11 protein-coding genes are annotated in these 19446 nt (G+C 44.1%); 9 read left to right on the top strand and 2 right to left on the bottom strand.

Going from position 1 to position 19446, the window contains the following annotated elements; genetic code table 11:
* The first annotated feature begins 196 nt into the window (after positions 1-196).
* The 3 genes from R7E47_RS04645 to R7E47_RS04635 are packed head-to-tail and all read left to right on the top strand — an operon-like array spanning position 197 to position 7836.
* Positions 197-1915 (top strand): hypothetical protein, encoded by a 1719-nt coding sequence (locus tag R7E47_RS04645; protein WP_318083875.1) that lies wholly within the window; start codon positions 197-199, stop codon positions 1913-1915.
* Between the two features lies 1 nt (position 1916).
* Complete coding sequence (locus R7E47_RS04640) at positions 1917-3152, top strand: TolB family protein (RefSeq protein ID WP_054574686.1); 1236 nt, start codon at positions 1917-1919, stop codon at positions 3150-3152.
* Complete coding sequence (locus R7E47_RS04635; RefSeq protein WP_054574685.1) at positions 3145-7836, top strand: OmpA family protein; 4692 nt, start codon at positions 3145-3147, stop codon at positions 7834-7836. The genes R7E47_RS04640 and R7E47_RS04635 overlap by 8 nt, the downstream gene beginning before the upstream one ends.
* A gap of 132 nt (positions 7837-7968) precedes the next feature.
* Here the strand turns inward: R7E47_RS04635 and R7E47_RS04630 are convergent, their stop codons facing one another.
* Together R7E47_RS04630 and tssH are read right to left on the bottom strand one after the other, a co-directional pair.
* On the bottom strand, positions 7969-9600 hold the full coding sequence (locus R7E47_RS04630) for a sigma-54-dependent Fis family transcriptional regulator (RefSeq protein WP_318083871.1): 1632 nt from the start codon (positions 9598-9600) through the stop codon (positions 7969-7971).
* On the bottom strand, positions 9587-12265 hold the full coding sequence (gene tssH, locus R7E47_RS04625) for a type VI secretion system ATPase TssH (RefSeq protein ID WP_318083870.1): 2679 nt from the start codon (positions 12263-12265) through the stop codon (positions 9587-9589). Before tssH ends, R7E47_RS04630 begins: the two co-directional genes overlap by 14 nt.
* Before the next feature lie 456 nt (positions 12266-12721).
* Here tssH and R7E47_RS04620 point away from each other — a divergent pair, with 456 nt between their 5' ends.
* The 6 genes from R7E47_RS04620 (at position 12722) to R7E47_RS04595 (ending at position 19217) form a co-directional block, all read left to right on the top strand.
* On the top strand, positions 12722-13240 hold the full coding sequence (locus tag R7E47_RS04620) for an Hcp family type VI secretion system effector (protein WP_005373415.1): 519 nt from the start codon (positions 12722-12724) through the stop codon (positions 13238-13240).
* Between the two features lie 72 nt (positions 13241-13312).
* Positions 13313-15391 carry a type VI secretion system tip protein VgrG gene (tssI, locus tag R7E47_RS04615; protein ID WP_054730208.1) on the top strand — a complete coding sequence of 693 codons (2079 nt, stop codon included), beginning with the start codon at positions 13313-13315 and terminating at the stop codon, positions 15389-15391.
* Positions 15392-15393: 2 nt separating this feature from the next.
* Positions 15394-15876: a hypothetical protein gene (locus R7E47_RS04610; RefSeq protein WP_130546348.1), complete on the top strand. Its 483-nt coding sequence runs from the start codon at positions 15394-15396 to the stop codon at positions 15874-15876.
* A 111-nt stretch (positions 15877-15987) separates the two neighbouring features.
* The gene (locus tag R7E47_RS04605) at positions 15988-17307 is read left to right on the top strand and encodes a hypothetical protein (protein ID WP_318083867.1); all 1320 of its coding nucleotides are present in this window, start codon (positions 15988-15990) and stop codon (positions 17305-17307) included.
* Positions 17288-18280 (top strand): DUF2169 domain-containing protein, encoded by a 993-nt coding sequence (locus R7E47_RS04600; protein ID WP_005386096.1) that lies wholly within the window; start codon positions 17288-17290, stop codon positions 18278-18280. Before R7E47_RS04605 ends, R7E47_RS04600 begins: the two co-directional genes overlap by 20 nt.
* Positions 18273-19217, top strand: a complete 945-nt coding sequence (locus tag R7E47_RS04595) for a hypothetical protein (protein ID WP_318083866.1) — start codon at positions 18273-18275, stop codon at positions 19215-19217. The genes R7E47_RS04600 and R7E47_RS04595 overlap by 8 nt, the downstream gene beginning before the upstream one ends.
* Positions 19218-19446 lie beyond the last annotated feature (229 nt).

Genomic DNA, 19446 nt, shown 5'->3' with positions numbered 1-19446 from the left:
TTATTGTGGTCAAATCGCATGTTTTGATAGCAAAAATCACCATTTTTTTAGTGTTTTTGATTTCGGGCGATTTTTCTATCTCGTTGAAAATAAATGGCTAAGTAAGTAGGATACGCAGACCAAATCGTACTTGTAAGCCTTATCAGCTTAATTGTCACCGCAGCCATATTTACGATGTTGGTTGTGGAGAATTCAAATGCATTTAGTTTGCAAATTTATACTTAGCTCGAAGCTATCCTCCAACGAGCTATCTTATGTTCTTACACCGGACGAGTGTATAGGGCAGCTTTCGCGTTTGCGAAATTCAGATGACATTCTTAGAAACCTCCCTAAAGAGTTGGCGCAAAAGATTTCCATCTCTGCCAAAAAAACGACCCGCGCATTACTAGCTGCTATAAGAATCGAATTGGGAAAAGGCAATTGGGTGTCATTATCTACCGTTGCACGTCGGTCGCCATTGACGGACTCTCAGCTGCAAAGCTTCCCTAGACTTAAATCACTCGTTGACTCTGTACCTGCTTCGAATGAAAGCAAAGCTTTTAAAGCAGGATACAAGCAGGTTACCGACGATGTTGCTTTAGTTCGTAGTTACACGCATGTCCCCTCTGAGCCAAGTCCAGATCAAAAAATCGTTGTCGAGTTTGCAGGGCAGTGGTCTAGCAACGCGGCATGTTTGATGTTGGGAAAAACCGAAGCTCAAAAAGAAAAAGTGACTGTAGGCAAGGCTGATACAGAAAACAAACACCGCAGCCTCGCGACGTTTAAAGATCTCGATGCTGAAGGTAAAACGCTTTATATCAAAATTCCTTGCTCCGACCAGCCTCAGCCAATCTTGCTTAAACTCGCCGAAGACCTGCAACCCGTTGATAAAGAAACTCAGATGGATGAGTGGGACAACGTGTTGGTGCCAGTAGTTCCAGTTCATAAGAGTGATTCAGGGTATGTATCTATCGATCGCGGTTATATTTATGTCGTTTGGCAATCAGAAGTTTGGCGAGAAATCCAAGTTCAAAACGACGGACGCTTTTCTGATGTCGATCTATCACTCTACCAAAGCACTAAGTCCTCGCCTCAAAGATCAGTCGATATTAGCTTATATGACGAAGACTCCGAAGCATTTCTGTCAGGGGAAGCGTTTCAGTTGTACCAAGACGGTAAAAAAGTCTTTGAGGGTGTGTTGGACGAATATGCTTGCGCCCGTGTTTTTGGTCTTACTGCAGAAGAAGTTGAGGTAGTGGTTGCGGGTTGGCCCAACGAAGGCGAAACATACACAGAATTACTTCAAACCGAATTGAGTCCATTTAAGGCTGGAAGTAAAACAAAGAGAGAGCCTCTTGGTGTTCCTTTGCCTCATATTTGGCTTCCATACAAAATAAACGGTAGCGTACAAAGTGATGTTGCTCTCTTCTATTCTCGGACTCAACTCAATACTCAGCAACTCAATGAATTAAAGAGTGGAAATAATGAAAAAGCGGTTAAAGTTAACCTCAGTGATTATTCTTCCGCTCACAACTTTGATGCGAGCTCTGAACCTGTGATTTCGCTGCCGAATCTAGATACTCAAGCGCCAAGCAAATCAGATTACAATATCATCAGCCAAAACGAGCAAGGTGTTGCTGCCGCTGTTGTTAACTCACCAAGTGAAGGCATTGTAATCACATATAAAAGTAACCCTCAGTGCGATCAACCGGATGATTTTTTCCAACTGGCGTGTGTTGATGAAACATGGAGCCAAAAGATTTTTTTGCGCGAGGCTGAGTTTGTGGATGAGTATTGTAAAGAAGTCGTGTTTAGCGGTTGGTTACCAGAAGTTAAAAGGGTCAATCTCACTCGTCATTGCCGATCTCATAACTCAGATAAAACGGTCTTAATGTCAGTTATTTATCAAGACATTGAACTCACGGAACTATTATAAAATGAAACGAACAACGTTAAGTATCACGCTTCTTTCGACAGTTATGTTATTAAATGGCTGTGGTGAAGAAAGTAATCAAACTTCGAATACGGTAACAACACAATCCGTAGAAAAAGAACCTACTCAGAAGGCTTGTTACGATGTCGGTGAAACAACGTCACTCGATCGCATAGATGTAACCGGACCACGCTGCCAATGGCAAAGTGAGCACAACTTTATTGTTTACTCTGAAGATCTGTCCAAGCCTGAATACCCAGGTACACTTCCCGTAAAACCAGGCTATGCTGTTCGCAGAGCAAAAGAGTGGCCTCGTGAAGACTTGTCTGATGCGAGCTCTTATGACAAACCTCGAATTCAGTTTTGGTGGAATAATGTCAGCTCACGAGACCCTCTCGTAAACGATTACGAAAATGGCTACAAAATTTGGAGCGTGAAAATTGATGGGACAGATTTACGTTTAGTTACGGATGATATGCCAAGTATGGCGTCACCTCAGACCTTTGTGACGAGCCGTTCCCCTAATAATCGTTATGTGGCATACGCATACAGTTATGGCGAGCCTCTGATAAAAGCGATCTTTGACTTAAAAACGCAACAGACCATTCAGTTGGGCAGTGCGCGCACCAAGCCATATTTAGTCTGGGCGGACGACTCTAGTTACATCTATTTCTCAGATGGTTTTAAGCGTTTTAAATACACACTAGCTACGGGAACCAAAGAAGAGGTAGATGTACCGTTGTCTGAAGATACGGTCATTGTAGATGGCAAGTTAATCAATGCCGCGGGCTTGGGGGTGGGAGTTTATGACGCCAAGACACTCAAACGCTTATACACGATTTTACCTGAAAAAGAGTTTGAAGACTCCGTCGATATTGAAAAGCGTATCTACCGCCAAATTGCCATCAGCCCTAATGGAAAATACGTGTGGGCAGTAAACTCGTACCGTAAAGTGTTGATCAACGTTGAAGAAAAAACGTGGCTTGCGTTTTCTAAGGAAGGCGATGAAAAGAACGTTTATGCTAAAGTGGGCAATATCAGTAACAACGGTAATGAAACACAAAGAGGAGCAGCAATAATAACCATAAGACGTTATGGGCCAGATCTCCGTTATGAAATGAATGGAAATGGTGCTCAGTCATGGAAGGTGATTCAATCTGGTCAAAACACGATAACACCAGTGTTATATAATGCCGATGCTAATTATGGACGCTTTCTGGAGGTAGATAACGATGAGTAATAACTTTAAGTATTTACCAACAGATGTCTATTTGTTCGGTGTCGATTTTCCTAATATTGGGGATGCACAGAACCCTCAATATAGAGCGATTAATATCGAAAAAGATCTGACCTCATTAGAAGAGTTGAAAAATATCCGCCCTATGTCACGTCTTCCTATTGCCATAAATTTAGGTGAGGAAAGCGCTGCTCTTTGGGCGACAGACGATTTAGGCCGTTTACATGTACTCGGTGATTCAACGCAGAAAAACCCAAAAACCAACGTCAATCAGGTTTTGGCACTGCGTTCGCCCGTACATGAACTAACACAGAAGACGTATAAGCTGTCTTTTCCTGAATGGTCAATGCTTACAGAGTTGGCGATTGGTGCGCAGAGTAAGGCTCGCCCAATCAAAAAGGCGTGCGCAGACCTCGCTTCTATCTTAGAAAAGCTAAAGGGGTATGGCGGTGATCAAACGCTTAACTCGCTAGAAAAAAAAGTGGAATATGCTGTTACAGAAGTAAAGCGTTCACAGCTCGCACCAAAATATGAAGTAGGTACTCAAGCGCTAACTGATGAGCAAGTTACATATAACAAATGGTATGACTCTGTACCTGAAGATAAGCCCATTCGTGGTTTTATCGTGCCAACTTTTTCATTTCTCGCTGTAGCGTTTTCAACCGATGATTATGACCTCGCTATTGTTGATGTAAAGCGTTTCGACGAGACAACGAGTACACATAAAAGCTTACAAGAAGAGGACACTGTAACGCAGGCTAAACTTGATAAAATCAGCGGTTCGCATCGTCCAATCGCGTTGTTTCCGTTGGCGTCAGAGGATTTTACTGATGGCATGTACACCATTGAAGTGGTTTTCGACCGAGAGTTAGCAGGTAAAATTCCCGAATTTGCCCAGAATGCCACTAATGTAACCAAAGAGTATGATGAGTTTGGACTTATCTCCAGAGTCACCTACGAGCTACGAGAGTACATCACGCTTAGCCAAACGACACCGTTTGGTAAGATCGCGGTTGTTGCGGGCGACATGATCTCACTTGAAGAGTCTTTGATATACCAATTTCCTACGCAGTTTAAAGCTCTACAAGCCTTCCGAATGGGAGAGCTTGAAAAACTAGAGAATAGCGGAACGACTGCCAGTATGAGTGCTGCGCTGTGGGAGATTGGTACAAAAGTTACGCCAAGTTTGGTTAATGCTGGCATTAATATTCATCAAAATCCCTCCAGTAAACACGACGTGGTTGGAAGTTTAGCAAACACGTTTTGGGGGCAAGTAGATAAGGGCGCATTACCTCCAGCCATGATTTCGGCATTGGAGTTTTCATTTGGGGTATCGGCTACCGCAGCAGCTTACCAAACTCTTCAAGATTTACGCCAAGCGGCATCGGAATCCGAGCGTGCAGCACAAGTGGGCTTAAAAGTGCTCCTCAAAGAGAAGGGGTTTGACAAAAGTAAGTTCTTTACCAAGGTGATTGAACCTGCGAGAAATGGTAATGCCCACGTTGTGGCGGGGAGTGCTGCTAGAACGTGGTTGACAGGTAACGGCAGTATCAAAAGCTTTTTGTCGCCCTTTGCTGGTGCAGGGCTCAATGCAATCAACACCTTCTATGAGATAAAAGCGATCACTGACAAAAGCGAGCAATTACGCTTAGCAGAAGAGAAAGCTAAACTCAGGAAAAGTTATTTTGAGCAGGTATCACGCGATTATCTGAACTGGGTACCTGTCTGGAAAGAAAGTCTGAAGAGCGGGGAATTACTACTTAAGCAAATCATAGATAAGTTAGGCGACAATGTAACGTTTACTGACAGCATTCCTAATGACGTTGCTGAAGACAGTGCAATGTTTGTTAAAGACCATAAAGGTGCCGGTTTACGTTTGGTTTTTCCTTTTGATAACAACCAGGTTCAAGCCCCTCACTTGTCATATTTGGCTGCTGTCGATAAAGAATTATCTAAGATTCCAAATGCCGTTGTTGAAATCGAAGGGCATGCCTGTCAAAACGGTGATTCAGAATATAACCAAAACCTTTCGCAGCAGCGAGCGCAGCATGTTGCTGAGTTCTTTTCTTCAGTTAGTGACATTCGATTTTTTGGCGAACGTCGACCGATAGTCGAGGTACCAAACAACGAAATCAAACGCGAAAACGCGCAACTTAATATTAACCGACGTGTTGAGGTTCGAATCTACCTACAAGAGTTTGCGGCGAGAATTCCACCGAGTCGACTCGGCTTTAAGGCTATGGAGCAAGCGCGTTTAGCTCAGTTAAATGCGAACTTGGGAGAAGAAGCAATTGCAAAAGAGCTCAAGCTAGCTATCTTCGAGATGATCGTTGGTATGGCTTGCTATGCTCCGATAATAGGGCAGGCAGCAAGAGGCTTTTTCGTTGTCAAAGAAGGCGGAAAAATGCTGATGAGTGGTGCCCAGTTGCTTGACTCTGCACTCTTTGATTATTACTTGTCTTCTTACAACGAGGTTAGAAAAAGCGTATCTGCAATTGAACAACTTAGCCATGAAACCACAGAGATTATTGATTCATTGGCTGAGATTAATACGCAATTGACTGAGGTGTATTTTACGTCATCAGATGCGTTAGTTGAGCACTTAGGAAAAGCTACGGGTGCAAAGGAGCTGATTAAGCGCTATCAACGCCGTGCACTTGCTATTAATGGTTTGGTGCTTTTGATTCAAAGAGCTTGTGCTGAGGGCGAACAAGAGTTCACAGAACAGTGGCGAATATTAGCTATCGATGAATACATTCAGCGATATATTGAAACCGATGGTTGGATATTAAACACAGAGTTAAAAGAAAACTTGTGCAACTTGTGGATCCAAGAACTCATGCGTCGTGAGGGACGCAAGCAATTAGTTGAAAGTTACGGTGAAGAAATAGCTGAACAAATCATTACTCGTAACAAAGCCAACTATATTGCTCCAAAAAGGAAAGACGTTTCTGGGGCGTTTAATGTCGCGTTTCCAGTGCAAGACAAGCTCTATAATCGCGATCAACAACGAGGCTTAGTGGAGTTTGCGACACAGTTTAATGTTGAGTCTAAAAAATTATCAGAAGAGGACCTAGGGTTCGTTAGGTTATTAGTCTCTGAGCCTCATGACAACTCTAAATGGGTCACCTTTGATGAGTGGGAGAAGGTACGATTAAAAGCAAATAAAAAGGTGCGATTATCGCCTTTCCACCGTTTGAAGTGGCAAATGGTGTTAGGCAAACAAAGTCTGAAACAGATGACGTCAAATGTGTTTCAGTGTGAGATGTCTTATCAGCGCACTGACGGTTTACTTAATACCAGTGGACCTAAGTTTAATTTGATGTTCAAGCCGATGAAACACGAGGAATTTAGTGTAGATCCCAAAGGTGAGTTGGCCGAATTTTTTGAGGCGGAAAAAGCAGACGGCAAAGTCCTTATTGGTTGTGAGTTTGAACCGTATTTTTACTTTGGCGATGATGTCTTCTCTGGAGTGAAGCCTTTGATCGCTAAGCACGATTTAGTCGATTATAGCGGATACTTATCTCAAGTTGCTCTCGGTCCGATTTTTGGGCAGGTGATAAAAATTGACTCCCAACAAGATGTACTCAAAGAATATGTAAACAGCGGTGGCTTCAAAAATATGACCTATGAGTTCACTCTATCTGGAAGCAACTATAAGCTACCAGTACGAGTGGACAAGACAGTCGGACGATTTATTACGTCACCTAGACAGATTCCTGTAGGAGTCGATACAAACCATAACTATACACTCTCTGCTAAATCGGGCTTTATTGCGAACGGAAATAGTGTGTCAGAGAAAGATTTGTTAACGCTAGATTTTGTCTTACATAGTAAAGTTCATAAAGGCCCGACAAAGCCTGTTATCGATGACATTAAGCACAGTGCGATTGCGGTCAACTACGGAAATAAACGACAGTTTATGAACGAAGACAGTATGTTCACTACTGCTGATGAGCTCAAAGGTTTTGATTGGACTTCGAATAAGTCATTCGCTATGGAAGTTATGCTTATTGGTGGCAAGCACAGAAAAGAGTCGTATGAGGGACAAAACCTCGAATGGCAAAGTGTTCCAGTTTCACTAAAGCTATCTACTACTTTTGATAATGAAGCCGTATTCGGATCTGAAACTACCGCTGGTCCTGAGTATCTAAGTAACCTTACTTATATTGGGATACTAAAGAAAGACGGTTCTAAATGGACGCTAGATGACAGCGATGTGATTAACAAAAATATAGACGCAGATTTTGTCTCTGAGGCTCTATCCAACATAGACATGGATGAAGATTTCGATGGTAAGGTGGTCTACGCGTCTCGTTTCGAGTTCGCATTTAAAGCGCTGAACGGGCAAGAAATCAAGGGGCTTCGACCATTTGGACCCGTTGTCTCGACATCTGGTCGATTCCAAGAAGCAGTTCTAAAGGTGTCCTCTCTAGTACAACGTAATACAGCGGAAAAAACGCCGTTTAAACTTGAAAGCTTTGAGATGTCGTTGGGCAGGCAGTACAAAAATGTAGATGAGTTATCTTATTTTTCTGATTGTGAAGACCCAAGCTATAAAGTTGATAAAGATATGTACATCAACTGGGCAAAACTGAAACCTGAAGAGCGTACAGAACGTTTGGTAACTTGGATTAGAGACCCATACTTAGCAACTATCATTGAAGCGTCGATTCTCAATAAATAAAAAAACCGCCTTCGGGCGGTTTTTCTTTTCTTATCAATGGAAACTGAAGTAAGATTTCTCGCTTCTCGCTTCTCGCTTCTCGCTTCTCGCTTCTCGCTTCTCGCTTCTCGCTTCTCGCTTCTCGCTTCTCGCTTAACCCGCTGCAGAAATGTCGTATTTCTTCATCTTATGGTTGAGAGTGCTCATTGGCAGTGCCAATTGCTCGGCGGCCTTCTTGGTGTGCCAATTGCAGGCATTTAAGCAATCGATGATTACTGTACGCTCGTATTGGCTGACAACGTCCTTAAGGCTCTTTGAAACGTCTTCTAAATCCGCTTGTGCTTGCTGCTCGTAAGCAGGTTGCTCTGGGGTAGGTGAAGCTGCTTTCATGTCGATACTTGGTACATCTTCTGGGATTTGTTCGCCAAACTCAATGTGAGTAATGGTTTCAAAATCGGACAGTAGCACCGAGCGCTCAATGATGTTCTTAAGCTCACGCACGTTCCCTGGGTATTGGTAGGCAAGCAGCTGTTTACGTACGTTGGCACTTAACCCTGGCGCTTGCGGCAAACCTAGCGTGTTGGTGGTGTGTTGCACGAAATGTTCGGCAAGGGGAATAATGTCCGACTTACGGGCTCTCAGGGGCGGCAATGTAATCGGGAATACATTCAAGCGATAGAACAAGTCGGCACGGAATCCGCCATCTTTGATTTGCTGCATAAGGTTACAGTGTGTTGCCGCGATAACGCGAACGTCCACCTCAATCTCTTTGCTAGTGCCGATTGGGCGAACTTTACGTTCTTGCAGTACACGCAGTAACTTCGCTTGTAGTAGCATTGGCATATCGCCAATTTCATCTAGGAAAAGCGTGCCGCCGTTGGCTGCTTCAAACAAACCGACTTTGTCTTTGTCCGCGCCAGTGAATGAGCCTTTCTTATGGCCAAAGAGTTCTGACTCTAATAACTGCTCTGGGATTGCGGCACAGTTTTGTACGATCAAAGGTTGTTCTGAACGGTTAGAGTTTTCGTGAATGTATTTCGCTATCACTTCTTTACCAGCGCCCGTTTCACCACGCAACAGAACGTCGACAGGAAGAGATAGCACCTTATCAAGACGATTCAATACATTGAGCATTTCTTCGCTCTCTGCAATAGGACCTTGATAGGCTTTCTGGGTACGTTTTTTGAGCTGAGTGTTCTCGCGCACTAGGGCTTGATTGTCGGCATTGAGATTTTTTATTACTTGCCCGTATTGCTCTAACCAAACGGCTTGGCGAATATTACTCGCAGCCATACGACAAAACTCAGTCAAGACTGCCTCGTTATCGATGACGTTCAAATCGAGTAAGACTAACAGTCCAATGGTTTTGCTTTCGCTATCAATCAAAGGCCAAGCCAGTAAGTTCTCGCTTTTTAATCCCAGTGTCTGTTCTGTTTGATAGATGCTTTCGCAGTCATAGCCGTTGTACTTATACAACTCGTTAATCAACACCACTTCACCATTACGAATGGCAAAGTTGAATGGATCGTTCTCACTGGCTGAGTCTAACTGTAATGCTTCCCAAGGGTGGGAAACGATAGTTTTATCGTTGTGGTGAGCGGTACTTGGAATCAACGCCTGCCCAGTCTGGTCCAAAACGTAAATGATGCCGTGCTTTGCGAGGGTCATTTGTCTCGCAGCGGTCAACACGGCATCCAAGGTTTGGGTAAGCTGGCTGCGATCAGCCAAAGACTGACTGATCGCAAGTAGGGCGTTACTAAGTTCGCTATGGTTAGCTGAACACATAGGTTAGTGTTCCTTGCTCATCGACAGACACTTCGATTTGCGTATGTGAATCATCCTTGTCATGCACTAATAGCTGAGTCGATAGTTGCGGCAGCAACTGACGGTTGATGACCGCGTCGATGTTACGCGCGCCCGTTTCAGCAAGGCGACAGTTACCTAGTACGAACTCAACCAAGCTGTCTTCGTAGCTTAGCGACAACTTGTGATGGCTCTGTAGACGCTGAGAAACTTTGTTCAGCTTGTGGTGAATAATTTCTGTCATTGCTTCATCAGACAGCGGAACAAATGGTAGTACTGACATACGTGCCAACAGCGCTGGTTTGAAATGTTGGTTCAACGTAGGACGAATAGCTTCTGCGATGATGTTCGCATCGATGTCTTTTGATTGATGAACCAAAGATTCAATCTCGTGCGTTGCAAGGTTACTGGTCATGATGATCAGCGTGTTCTTGAAATCGATGGTTCGGCCTTCGCCGTCGTTCAATGTACCTTTGTCGAACACTTGGTAGAACAGGTTCAACACTTCAGGATCGGCTTTTTCCACTTCATCAAGAAGAACAACAGAATATGGACGTTGACGAACCGCTTCTGTCAGCATGCCGCCTTCACCGTAACCTACGTAACCCGGAGGTGAACCGATTAGGCGAGATACCGTGTGCTTCTCTTGGAACTCAGACATGTTAATGGTCGTCATAAAGCGCTCACCACCAAACATTTGATCAGCGATCGCACGAGCCGTTTCGGTTTTACCCACGCCACTTGGGCCAACCAGCAGGAATACGCCTGTTGGTGCGTCTGGGTTACCTAGACCAGCTTTCGCAGTTTGAATGCCTTCAGACAGTGCATCGATAGCGTATTCTTGGCCTTTGATGCTTTGTGTTAGGCTTTCTTTCAGTTTTAGCGTGGTTTCTGCTTCGTCTTGAAGCATCTTACCCATTGGAATACCAGTCCAGTCCGAGATGACGTGGCTAACTTCATCTGGGCCCACTTCAAAGTGAACCAGTGGGTTGCCATTGCGGATTACATCTAGCTGTTCTTGGCAGGCCGAAATGGCAATGCGAACGGCTTCTTCATCCATTTCTGCATATGGAGAAACGTCTTGCTCTTGTTCTGAATCTTCGTCTGCAACAAGCTCTTCTTCATTTGTTTCTCCAAAGACCAGTTCATGTAAGCGAGAGCGTAGAGCAATCATCTCTTGGATCTGCTCTTTTTCTTTGTGCCATTGCGCTTCTTGTTCTGCTAGCTCTTCTTTCGTTGTTTCCATTGCCAGTTTTAGGTCTGGAATGTTAGCAAGGCTGTGCTTGTCGCCAGTTTGCTGCAGAGCATCACGCTCAAGTGCTTCAAGCTCGCGCTGTTGAGCTGCAAGTTCTTGTTGCAGTGTCTCTACAGAAGCAGGAATGGCATTAAGGCTGATGTTCACTCGTGCACACGCCGTATCTAGTACATCGATCGCTTTGTCTGGCAGTTGACGACCAGAGATGTAACGAGCAGAAAGTGCTGCCGCAGCAGTGATAGCATCGTCACGCACGTAAACGTTATGTGACTTCTCGTATGCTGGGCGCAGACCACGAATGATCAATGCTGCTTGCTCAGGAGACGGTTCGTCGAGTTTCACCAATTGGAAACGACGCGCAAGAGCAGGATCTTTCTCGAAGTACTTCTTGTATTCCGACCATGTTGTCGCAGCGATGGTTTTCACTTCACCACGCGCTAGGGCTGGTTTTAGCAAGTTTGCCGCGTCGCTGCAGCCTGCTTGGTTACCACCGCCAACAAGGGTGTGTGCTTCATCGATGAATAGAATGATAGGGGTTGGCGAGTTTTTCACTTCATCCAATACTGCGTTTAGGCGTTTTTCGAATTCGCCTTTTACGCTTGCACCAGCTTGCAGAAGACCCATGTCCAGGCCGTAAAGCTCAACACCTTTGAGGTTGTCTGGTACGTCACCTTGTACAATCTTAAGTGCCAAGCCTTCTACTACTGCGGTTTTACCAACGCCCGGTTCACCAACAGCAATAGGGTTGTTTTTACGGCGACGAGCAAGAATGTCTACGATTTGGCGGATTTCTTGGTCGCGGCAGAAAACAGGGTCGATTTCGCCTTTGCGTGCTTTACCAGTGAAGTCGGTTGTGAACTTGCTCAGTGCTGAACCATCTTCACGAGCTTGTGTTTTCTCTGAAGTAGCAACTTGCGCCTCAATAGAGTGGCTTGTTAGCTCTGCAAAGTTACGCTTAAGGCTGTCAGGGTTTACCGCCTCAAGGATAGAGGCGTAACCATGCTGGCCGTAACGGAGAGGGTTGCTAACAAGAGTAAGGAGTAAGGCACCAGAGCGGATTTGTGTTTCGGATAGATCTAAAGAAGAAACCAGCCAGCTTTCTTGCAACCATTCGATTAATAAAGCAGAAAAAACAGGTTTGCTGCCATTTCCTTTGGCGTTGGTGTCGAGTGTGGATCGAACCGATTGTCTTAATAAGTTCTCAGAACAATCAAAATGACTTAATAAGACGTCAAAATCACTATTTGGCCTTTCTAATAGACTCAGTAAATAATGCTCAATTTGAACTTCGTTTGCTTTTTCAGAGACTGCAAGTGCAGCGGCGTCTTCTAATGCTACTTTTGCAATCGGGTGTAGACGCTGAATTAATGAAGAAAGGTTTATATTTATCATAGCCATTTTATTCTTTAGAGGAAAAGAGGTAGCGGCTATTATACTAAAAGTGATTGCGTTCTTTTTTTATCAAGATATTTTGACTATCGTTTGTTGGTTATTTTTAATGATTATTGTGACATTAATGTTTGTGGTTATTTTAATGGCGTTGTTATTCTAAATTAATTGATAGTAAAAGTGTCGGATTTATTAGTTTTAATGACTTTATTTACACAGTTTTATATGGTTATTTTCACTTTTTAAAGTTAGAACAATTTATTATTATCTTAATCCAACTTTTTGGTTTTTTATCCAATAAATTGTACTCAAGATATTAGTGAATAATGCCTTAATTTGTATAAATTGTTGTTTTTATTGTGTTTTTAAAGTTGGCACGGACTTTGATTATACCAACTAGTCGCGGTGATAAGCGATTTGGTGATTTAAACAAAACAGATTTTAGAAAAGGAAATAGCGATGCCAACTCCAGCATATATGTCTATCCAAGGTGAGACTCAAGGCCATATTACTAAAGATACTTACTCTGCAGATTCAGTAGGTAACACATGGCAAGAAGCTCACGTTGATGAGTTCCTAGTACAAGAACTTGATCACGTGCTAACAGTTCCACGTGATCCACAAAGTGGTCAGCCAACTGGTCAACGTGTACACCGTCCACTTGTTGTAACTAAAGTTCAAGATCGCTCATCTCCACTACTATTCAACGCACTAGTATCTGGCGAAAAACTTCCTGAGTGTGTGATCCGCTTCTACCGCACTTCAGTTCAAGGTAAACAAGAGCACTACTACTCAATCAAATTGATTGATGCGCTACTTGTCGATATCCAAACTCGTATGAACCACTGTCAAGACGCAGCAACAGCTGACCGCGTGACAGAAGAAGTGCTTAAGTTCACTTACCGTGCGATCGAAGTAACTCACGAAAACTGTGGTACTGCGGGTAACGACGACTGGCGTGCTCCACGCGAAGCTTAATTGCTCGTCGCGTAAAGATTCAGGGCCAACGATTGTTGGCCCTAATTCGATTATTTGTATCAGGTAAAAGATATGGTGAATGACGTAGAATTTAAATTTGAAGTGCCTGGATGTGGGCATGAATTTCGGGTCGAGAGCTTTCATGTTCATGAAGAGTTATCTAAGCCTTTCCACATCAATCTCTCATTACTTTCACTTGATCCAGATATCTCGTTCGATGAGTTAATACGTAAAGCAGGAACATTGACACTTTACGGACAAGGTGTTGGGGCTGCGCGCGTGTTCAACGGCGTGGTGAATGAAGTTCGTTACTTAGGGACTGGACGTCGTTTTTCTCGTTATCAATTAGTCTTGGTTCCTCAAGCTTGGTTCTTATCTCAGCGCCAAGATTGTCGTATTTTCCAGCAAAAGTCAGCGCAAGACATCATCACAGAAGTACTCGATGATGGGGCAGTCACCGATTACCGATTTGAAGTGTCGGGTACTTATCCTCCAAAAGAATACGTTCTGCAATACCGTGAGTCTGACTTGCACTTCGTGCAGCGTATGATGGCTGAACACGGTATGTGGTATTACTTTGACCATAGCGATTCAAATCATACGATGGTCATTGTCGACAGTAATGACGCGATTGCACCTTTGATAAGCTCGCCACTAAATGCTTCATACATTGGGCCGATTGTTTATCATGCCGATGGTGGCGGTGTTGCCGATCGCGAACATATCTCTGATCTCGAGTTAGTTAACCGCGTTAGAACGGGACAGGTTACGTACACAGATTACAACTACGAACACCCTAAAATTCCACAAGAGATGACACAGGCTGGCGAGCTAGACCAAGATCTCAAGCAGTTTGATTATCCTGGACGATACGTCGACCCGCTGATGGGTCAGGTGAGAACCACGGAGTGGATGTCGGAACACATAGTCGATAATCAACAAGTGGAAGCAACGAGTGACGTAATGCGCTTAGCATCTGGTTACAGCTTTAACGTCAGTGACCACCCGCGTTCTGAGATTAACCGCGATTACCTCATGTTGTCTGTAATGCACACAGGTCAAGATCCGCAAGTGCATGAAGATGAAGCGAGTGGTATGCCAACCACTTACTACAACCAGTTCTCGTGTATTCCACGTGATGTGGTGTTTAAAGCGCCTAAACTAGCAGCACCAGTGGTTGATGGCCCTCAAACGGCGGTTGTTGTAGGACCAGAAGGTGAAGAGATTTACACTGACAAGCTTGGTCGAGTGAAAGTACAGTTCCATTGGGATCGCTACGGTGATAACAACGAGCATTCAAGCTGTTGGATTCGTGTAAGCCAATCCATGGCGGCGCCAACATGGGGCGCAGTTTATTTGCCGCGTATTGGCCATGAAGTCGTAGTGACTTTCCTTGAGGGGGATCCAGATCGTCCGTTAGTTACGGGCGCAGTTTACAACGGTTTGCATTTCCCACCGTACTCTTTGCCAGAAAACAAAACTCGTACCACGTTCCGCACGCAAACGCACAAAGGAACAGGTTACAACGAGTTGAGTTTTGAAGACGAAGCGAACCAAGAAGAAGTCTATATTCACGCTCAAAAAGACATGTCGACCAAGGTGCTCAACAACCGTTACCGTGATATCGGTCAAGATGAATTCTTGAAGGTTGCACGTCACCAAACGAATGAAGTTCATGGTGACCATAAAGAAACCATTAATGGGCATAAAACGACACAAGTAAACAGTACGTTTACCGAGACAGTCGAGCAAGACGTTACCGTTACATACAACGCGAACGAAGCCCAGTATGTGAAAAACAATTCTGACTTAGAAATTGGTGATAACCGTACGACTAAGATAGGTAAAAATGATGACTTAGATATTGGCGAAAACAGTAACCTTACTATCGGTGCGTCTAAGAGTTCAGATATTGGTGCGGATGATAACCAGACGGTTGGTGGCAACTTAACGGTATCAGTGAAAGGGAACACCGCTTACAAAGCTGATGGTGCAACGCAAATTATCAGTGGCGACAAGATTGTATTGAAAACGGGGGGTTCCTCTTTAGTGATGAACAGTGATGGTTCAATAAAGTTATCAGGCTCGGCTATTACGATCGAAGGCAGTGACAAAGTCGTCGTGAAAGGTGGCAACGTAGTGGTTAACTAACAATGGAAAAACAACCTCTTACAACAGAAGTAATATCAGAGCAGCAAGCCGAATCAACGGCTTGCTTTTCGCGTTTTGGAAGAATAGTGGCTATCAATGAGTCTATGGGCAGTGTGCGAGTTGATTTTGATGGTAACCCATTTAAGCAGCCACTCACTGCGAGACTAGGACGTGGCTTTCGTCGTTCTGAACTGCAAATGGCTATCGATAATCGATTAAGTTGTCGAGTTGAGTTTTTGAACGACGACTTAAGCTTGCCTCTTGTGACGGACATTTTCTTCTCCATTCTGGATGACTCTGACGAGTTTGTATTGCGAGCGAAGAAGATGGTTATCGAGACAGAACAAGAGTTGGTAGTCAAAAGTGGTGAGACAGAAACTCGCTATAGCGGGCGCGATGGACGAATTACCACTAAAGCGAAGTACGTCACTTCTCAAGCAGAAAAAGCACAAAAAATTCAAGGCGGAACGATCGCAATTAACTAACTACCTAGCGTTAGCTAATGGTTTTGTGTTAACAAGTCACGCCAAGTGAGCTAATTACTTCGAGTTAACTAATTGCAATCGCGTTATGGCACGCTAATAACGGATAACTAGATGCGACAAAGAATCGGTGTCGAGCACCTAAAGGCACCCATAACCAATCAAGAAGTCGAAGGCGCGTTAGCAAAAGCTGAGCGCGCTGTGAATGACCTTTCCCAGTTGCCAGTAACATGGCTGGATTTCTGTAATGAAAAGCTGTCCATTGCTTCTGAAAGTATCGGGTTTTTAATCAGGCAGCGAGTTCAAATTCACAAAAGGGGTTATCCAAGTCGTGAGTTGGCGTATCTCAAGCTGATCGAACGCCAAATTGAAGAACTGAAGCAGGTGTACTTGTCGTTTTATCGGCTAGCACCGGGGTTGATTCATCAGTTAAGAGGCCAGGAGCCAGAAATTTACAGCTGGCTGATGCTACAGGGGGAGTTGGGCTCAGAGTTGGATAACCTTTTGTGCGGATTGAGTTTACTCGAAGATATTGACGCTAAAACTGCAATGGTCATTGCCGTACAATCTCCGGTTGAATCTATGGATAGTACGCTTTCGGAGCTTATTGAGGGTAATGCGACATCCAGTGCGTTTTACTTTGAATGCTTACGTGTACGTCAAACATTAAGTGTTTCTCTCATCAAGCGCTGGCACAAAGCCAGCATCATTAGCTCTCAAGTTGCTTTGCCACTGCTCGCTTTACAAGACGTAAAAGAGGGGATTGATTGGCTTAATGACAATGCAGGCAGCGAACAATACCTATTTGAACGTTTGATTACCAAACGTGACAGAGGCACTTGGTTCCGTCAGAGCTTTGGCATCGAACCAAATAGATTACCATCAGCGCAAGTGCTCACTTATGCCAAGTTGCTTGAGTTAAAAGAGTTTGAGGCGTTTGATATCTCTTCTTCATTAGCACCTGTTGATTTTGCGCTGAGTGGCGATTGGAAACTGGTGCCCCAAATCATCGAGCACTTGGAAAGTCTGGAGGAAGCTGAAGGTGAAATTTGGCTTCAAGCCTTGTATGTCGTCTACGGAAAGCTTCTTCCTCTGAATCCGCAAGATGTTGGTGTCGAGTATGAATGGGAAGAGATCGTAGATCTGCTCAATGAGTGGGTGGAAGATGAAAAATATATCCAAAATCTACCAAGCCGCTTGGGTTACGCATTGAGCTTCGAGTCTACGTTAGCTGCGATGCAAGATTCTAACGTTGATGTGCTGTTCCGCTATTGGCTATGGCTTCAACTCTGTATTCAATCCAGAGCCTACGTGCCTTGGGATATGGCAATGCCGATTCATCAACAAGACTGGAACTTTAACAATTTAAAGGCCGCACCTTCTGCGAGCGAACGATTCAACTTAAGGAATAGCAATGCAGTTATGGGATATTGAGGCGCACCCTGAGCTATCACTTAAAGGTCGTTTTCAACGTGACGAAAACGGCGATGAAGTGTGGGTTGTGGTCGCCAAACGCACATGGCAATTCGATGGTGTGGTTTGGCACGAATTAGGTGAAAGTGAAATCTTCGATGATCCCCAATATTTGGGCGAAGAAGGCTTCTCTGCGATGAAAGTTGACCACGAGTTCGCGTATACCAAAGACAACACAGATGTACTTGTTTACGGTAAAGCGCGCAGTTACGCGAAAAAGCCAGTGACATACCAAGAGTGTCGCGTGTTGATTGATGGTCATATCGATAAGACTCTCGCTATTCACGGGGAACGCGTATGGGTTGAGCATGCTGGTAGTATCACGCTGAGCAATCCAGTTCCATTTATTGAAAAAGACATTGATTACACTTGCGCGGTAGGCGGTGATTTACGTAACCGAATAGGTGGTGGGGTTGCCGACTCCAACAAAGAATTGCTTGAACAGAAAGTACCCTCGATTTTTTATCCCCGAGAGGACTGGAGTGCCGCCGCGAAAAAACTACGCGTTGCGGGGTTCGGGCCAGTGCCTCCGTTCTTTGAGTCGCGCCAGAAGCTGGCCGGCACGTTCGATGACGATTGGATTGAGAATCGCAAGCCAATGTTGCCACTCGATTTTGATAAGCGGTTCTTCCAAAGCGCGCCTATTGATCAACAGTGCAAAGGCTTCCTTCGTGGGGGGGAGCGTTTGATGATGAGTGGCTTTTGTCATGATGACACGCTTTCATTTCGAATTCCTAAAGAAAAATACCGTGCGATCGCGACGTTCAAAGATCAAAGTTATCAAGCTGATATGGCGATGTACACCTTATTCGTTGATGCGGAAAAGAAAACTATATCAATCAGTTACACCGCTGCGTTTCCTTGTCAGGGCAAGGAGCATTTGTTGGTGTCGACATCCATCACTAAGTTGGAAGAGGTAAGCGAGCATGCATAATTCAACAGGCCGTTACGTGCTAGGGATGGAAGTGATGACGCCAACCGGTATGAATTTAGATATTGCTAGTGCAGTTTCGTATGCTGACTTAGGAAGATTCGACCAATGTGTAGGGGATGATGGTATCGAGCGTTTTACTTACGCCAAAATCGAATACACCAAAGAAAGTGAGCAGTTTGAGAAAACGTGTGAGTTAATCACCCACTTGCTTGATTCATTGTTAGCACAGTTACCACGTTCATTGAGACCAATACCTTTGCTTATAGCGGTGCCTGCGTCTGTTTCACTAGTAAAGGTGCGAGAATGGCTTGGTGAAAGTAACTATGCTGAATTTCTCTCTGTGGTGAATGCTGTTCATGCCAGTGGGCCTAGTTTCGTTCTCCAGGCCATGAAATCATTGGATAAATATGATGCTATGATGTGTATCAGTGTCGATTCCTTGGTGAGTTCGATGCAAACACTCATCGACGATGCGATGGTAATGAGTACCAATAATCCATGGGGCGTTATTCCGAGTGAGGGTGGGGCGGGTTTAATTCTTTGTCGAAGAAATACCGTAGAAACATTGAAACTTAAGCCTCAAGCGCAGCTTGGCTACATTGATACGGAATTAAACACTTCAGACCGAAGAGGCATGTTTCGACTTGTTCAACGTGCGAGTAAAAAGCTCGATTTATTTGGTGAAGTGTATTCCGATATGACGAACCTGCGCATGCATTCGGAAGATTACGGTTTTGCTCTGGGGGCTAAAGCAGAACGATTCACGAACCCAGAACAACCGCAGCTTATCAATGAGTTGTGGGGCACAATGGGCAGTTGTTCTTCTCTCGCTTTAATTGCCTTTGCGGTCAGAGAGCACCACTTTAAGCAACCAACTACGTTGTTAATGTTCGACTTTCATGGTGACAAAGGAGTTCTCCAATTACTGCAATGTTAGTGGGCACTCATCGATCAAATGGCAATGAAAATATACTCATATTATTAGGTTGAAGTTTGTAACACGAAAAAGCGTATAACTCATGCAGTGAAAGCGTAAGTAAAAAGGTCTAATAAGTTAGTAATAATAACTAAAATAATAGGCTTACTGTTTGTTTTAAATACCAACCTTGATACAAGTACGTTCAAGAAAATATTATTCAACTCTAATAATATTTATTCTATGAAAG

It is taken from the genome of Vibrio sp. Vb1026, from assembly GCF_033338745.1.
GTDB lineage: Bacteria > Pseudomonadota > Gammaproteobacteria > Enterobacterales > Vibrionaceae > Vibrio > Vibrio alginolyticus.
Note: the sequence above shows the minus strand (reverse complement) of the source record. Positions and strands in the feature narration are given on the sequence as shown.

Excerpts from the sequence above, each read along its gene's own strand:
- R7E47_RS04645 (WP_318083875.1), top strand. The coding sequence starts at position 197 with ATGCATTTAGTTTGCAAATTTATACTTAGCTCGAAGCTATCCTCCAAC.
- R7E47_RS04640 (WP_054574686.1), top strand. The coding sequence starts at position 1,917 with ATGAAACGAACAACGTTAAGTATCACGCTTCTTTCGACAGTTATGTTA.
- R7E47_RS04635 (WP_054574685.1), top strand. The coding sequence starts at position 3,145 with ATGAGTAATAACTTTAAGTATTTACCAACAGATGTCTATTTGTTCGGT.
- R7E47_RS04630 (WP_318083871.1), bottom strand. The coding sequence starts at position 9,600 with ATGTGTTCAGCTAACCATAGCGAACTTAGTAACGCCCTACTTGCGATC.
- tssH (WP_318083870.1), bottom strand. The coding sequence starts at position 12,265 with ATGATAAATATAAACCTTTCTTCATTAATTCAGCGTCTACACCCGATT.
- R7E47_RS04620 (WP_005373415.1), top strand. The coding sequence starts at position 12,722 with ATGCCAACTCCAGCATATATGTCTATCCAAGGTGAGACTCAAGGCCAT.
- tssI (WP_054730208.1), top strand. The coding sequence starts at position 13,313 with ATGGTGAATGACGTAGAATTTAAATTTGAAGTGCCTGGATGTGGGCAT.
- R7E47_RS04610 (WP_130546348.1), top strand. The coding sequence starts at position 15,394 with ATGGAAAAACAACCTCTTACAACAGAAGTAATATCAGAGCAGCAAGCC.
- R7E47_RS04605 (WP_318083867.1), top strand. The coding sequence starts at position 15,988 with ATGCGACAAAGAATCGGTGTCGAGCACCTAAAGGCACCCATAACCAAT.
- R7E47_RS04600 (WP_005386096.1), top strand. The coding sequence starts at position 17,288 with ATGCAGTTATGGGATATTGAGGCGCACCCTGAGCTATCACTTAAAGGT.
- R7E47_RS04595 (WP_318083866.1), top strand. The coding sequence starts at position 18,273 with ATGCATAATTCAACAGGCCGTTACGTGCTAGGGATGGAAGTGATGACG.